General features: G+C 69.7%; 4 protein-coding genes. 3 read left to right on the top strand and 1 reads right to left on the bottom strand.

Going from position 1 to position 3,400, the window contains the following annotated elements:
• A partial coding sequence (locus N864_RS20465) for a hypothetical protein (protein ID WP_420805226.1) occupies positions 1–258 on the bottom strand: 258 nt, incomplete at its 3' end.
• Positions 259–350: 92 nt separating this feature from the next.
• On the opposite strand from N864_RS20465, the gene N864_RS20460 reads away from it, so the two are divergent.
• The 3 genes from N864_RS20460 to N864_RS20450 all read left to right on the top strand — a co-directional run bounded on the left by N864_RS20460 (position 351) and on the right by N864_RS20450 (position 3,323).
• A complete protein-coding gene (locus N864_RS20460) occupies positions 351–761 on the top strand; it encodes an HIT family protein (protein ID WP_205621018.1) in 411 nt (136 codons plus the stop codon).
• Positions 762–1,031: 270 nt separating this feature from the next.
• Entirely contained in the window at positions 1,032–2,663 is a 1,632-nt protein-coding gene (gene groL / locus N864_RS20455) for a chaperonin GroEL (protein ID WP_034721738.1), read from the top strand.
• A 129-nt stretch (positions 2,664–2,792) separates the two neighbouring features.
• On the top strand, positions 2,793–3,323 hold the full coding sequence (locus tag N864_RS20450; protein ID WP_034721743.1) for a DinB family protein: 531 nt from the start codon (positions 2,793–2,795) through the stop codon (positions 3,321–3,323).
• Positions 3,324–3,400: the final 77 nt, after the last annotated feature.

Genomic DNA, 3,400 nt, shown 5'->3' with positions numbered 1-3,400 from the left:
ATCGAGCCCGTCGGGCGCGCCGCTGGCCGCCGGTGCGCCACCGCCCGAGCCGCTCGGCCGGTCCGCGGACCCATCCACCGTGGCGGGGCGCGGCACGCAGCCGGGCACCCCACGGCCGGCCCCGGCGACGACGGCTGCCTCCACCGGCACCCCTCGCCCGCCGGCCACCTCCACGTCGAGCACCTCCACGGCGCCGTCGTCCCCGACGCCCACGGCCACGTCGTCACCGAGCACCACCCGTGGGTGCCGCCTCGTCATCGTCTGGATCTGCCTCTGACTGGAGCGGGCCCACGCCGACCAGCTGGACCGACCGTCCGCGTCGTGCTGCGACCCGTGGCAGGGTGGCCGGTGTGGACTGCGCCTTCTGCTCGATCGTCGCCGGTGAGGTCTCGACCAACCTCGTGCTCGACGAGCCCGACTACGTCGGCTTCCTCGACCAGCGGCCGGTCTTCAAGGGGCACACGCTCGTCGTCCCACGTCAGCACGTCCCGACCCTGCTCGACCTGCCGGCCGAGCTGCACGCCGGCCTTGTCGAGGCCGCCCAGCGTGTCGCCGGAGCGGTCGTGAGGGGCCTCGGCGCCCAGGGCAGCTTCGTGGCCGTCAACAACGTCGTGAGCCAGTCGGTGCCACACCTGCACGTCCACGTCGTGCCGCGCACCAAGGGCGACGGGCTGCGCGGCTTCTTCTGGCCGCGGACCAAGTACACCGACGCCGCGGAAGCCGCGTCGTATGCCGCTCGCCTCCGCGCCGCCATCGCCTGACCTCCCGCTCGTGACCGGAGGAGGGCGAACCGCGGTCGTGCGGCAGGCCACCGGGGGCTGGAAGGCGGCTCAGCGGCATACCCATGTGTTTGCACTCTCGGGGTGAGAGTGCCAATAATGGCGTTAGCACTCCGAGTGCAGGAGTGACAGAACCGGGCCGTGTGCCGAGGGGTTGGTGCTCGCAGCGACGTGAGCTGTGAGGGCCGGCCCCGTCCGTCGCGGGCGACACGCGGACCACCCACCTTTCGATTCGCGTGGAGGAACCACCGAATGGCCAAGACCATCGCTTTTGATGAAGAGGCGCGCCGCGGCCTCGAGCGGGGCATGAACACCCTCGCCGACGCCGTCAAGGTGACGCTCGGCCCCAAGGGCCGCAACGTCGTGCTGGAGAAGAAGTGGGGAGCCCCCACGATCACCAACGACGGCGTCTCCATCGCCAAGGAGATCGAGCTCGACGACCCGTACGAGAAGATCGGCGCCGAGCTCGTCAAGGAAGTTGCCAAGAAGACCGACGACGTCGCCGGTGACGGCACGACGACGGCCACCGTCCTTGCCCAGGCCATGGTCAAGGAGGGCCTGCGCAACGTTGCCGCCGGTGCCAACCCGATGGCGCTCAAGCGCGGCATCGAGAAGGCCGTCGACGCCGTGACGACCGCGCTGCTCGACTCCGCCAAGGAGATCGAGACCAAGGAGCAGATCGCCTCGACCGCGAGCATCTCCGCGGCGGACGAGGAGATCGGCCAGCTCATCGCCGAGGCGATGGACAAGGTCGGTAAGGAAGGCGTCATCACCGTCGAGGACTCCAACACCATGGGCCTCGAGCTGGAGATGACCGAGGGCATGCGCTTCGACAAGGGCTACATCTCGGCCTACTTCGTCACCGACACCGAGCGCATGGAGACGGTCCTCGACGACGCCTACGTCCTCGTCGCCAACTCCAAGATCGGCAACATCAAGGACCTGCTGCCCCTCCTCGAGAAGGTCATGCAGTCCGGCAAGCCGCTGCTCATCATCGCCGAGGACGTCGAGGGTGAGGCCCTCGCGACGCTCGTCGTCAACAAGATCCGTGGCATCTTCAAGTCCGTCGCCGTCAAGGCTCCGGGCTTCGGTGACCGTCGCAAGGCGATGCTCGGCGACATCGCGATCCTCACCGGTGGCCAGGTCATCTCCGAGGAGGTCGGCCTCAAGCTCGAGAACGCGACCCTCGACCTGCTCGGCAAGGCTCGCAAGGTCGTCGTGACGAAGGACGAGACGACCATCGTCGAGGACGCGCAGGACCGTTCCGCGATCGAGGGCCGGATCAACCAGATCAAGGCCGAGATCGAGAACTCCGACTCCGACTACGACCGCGAGAAGCTCCAGGAGCGCCTCGCCAAGCTCGCCGGCGGCGTCGCCGTCATCAAGGCGGGCGCGGCGACCGAGGTCGAGCTCAAGGAGCGCAAGCACCGCATCGAGGACGCCGTTCGCAACGCGAAGGCCGCCGTCGAGGAGGGCATCGTCGCCGGTGGTGGCGTCGCCCTCATCCAGGCCGCCAAGGTCCTCGACAAGGTCGAGCTCGACGGTGACGAGGCGACCGGTGCCAACATCGTGCGCGTCGCCATGGAGGCCCCGCTCAAGCAGATCGCGATCAACGCCGGTCTCGAGGGTGGCGTTGTGGCGGAGAAGGTCCGCGGGCTCGAGTCCGGCCAGGGCCTCAACGCCGCGACGGGTGAGTACGGGGACCTGCTGGCCGCCGGCATCATCGACCCGGTCAAGGTGACCCGCTCGGCGCTGCAGAACGCCGCGTCGATCGCCGCGCTCTTCCTCACGACCGAGGCCGTCATCGCCGACAAGCCGGAGAAGGCCGCCCCGGCCATGCCGGGTGGCGACGACATGGGCGGCATGGGCGGCATGGGCTTCTGAGCCCAGCGCCACGCTCCCGCAGCTTGTGACGGGCGGTCCCCTTCGGGGGGCCGCCCGTTTCGCACGGGCGGGTATGTCGGTGTGCTGGCACTCCCTCATCTGGGGCCTATGGACTGGCAGAGTGCGGTCATGACCGAGTCGATGCGTCGCCGCCCGCCCTTCGTCGCCGACGAGCGCACCCAGCTCGTGGGGTGGCTCGACCTGCAGCGCGAGATCGTCCGCTGGAAGTGCGAGGGACTGACGGACGAGGAGGCGCACCGGTCGGTCATCCCGACCTCGCCCCTCATGACGGTGGGCGGGATCCTGTCGCACCTGCGCTGGACGGAGGACACGTGGTTCGAGGTCGCCTTCCTCGGCGCCGACCCGATCGGGCGGCCGCAGTTCGAGGAGGGCGAGAACGGTGCGGAGCTCGACCTCGACTGGCAGGTCGACGAGGTGCCGCTCGACCAGCTGCTCGCCGACTACGAGCAAGCCTGCGACCGCTCGAACGAGATCATCGCCGCGCACTCACTCGACGACGTGGGCCAGCAGTCGGCCTGGCCCTCGGGCGGCGCAACGCTGCGGTGGATGCTGCACCACATGCTCGAGGAGACGGCCCGGCACGCCGGCCACCTCGACCTCATCCGGGAGCTGGTCGACGGCGAGAAGGGCTACTACTGAGGGCCACCGCACAGCGCTGGTCCGGACGCGGTCCGAAGGTCCCGGGGGTCGGTCCGCGGGGAGGATGCGGGCCGACC

This window comes from Intrasporangium chromatireducens Q5-1, from assembly GCF_000576575.1.
Lineage (GTDB): Bacteria > Actinomycetota > Actinomycetes > Actinomycetales > Dermatophilaceae > Intrasporangium_A > Intrasporangium_A chromatireducens.
Note: the sequence above shows the minus strand (reverse complement) of the source record. Positions and strands in the feature narration are given on the sequence as shown.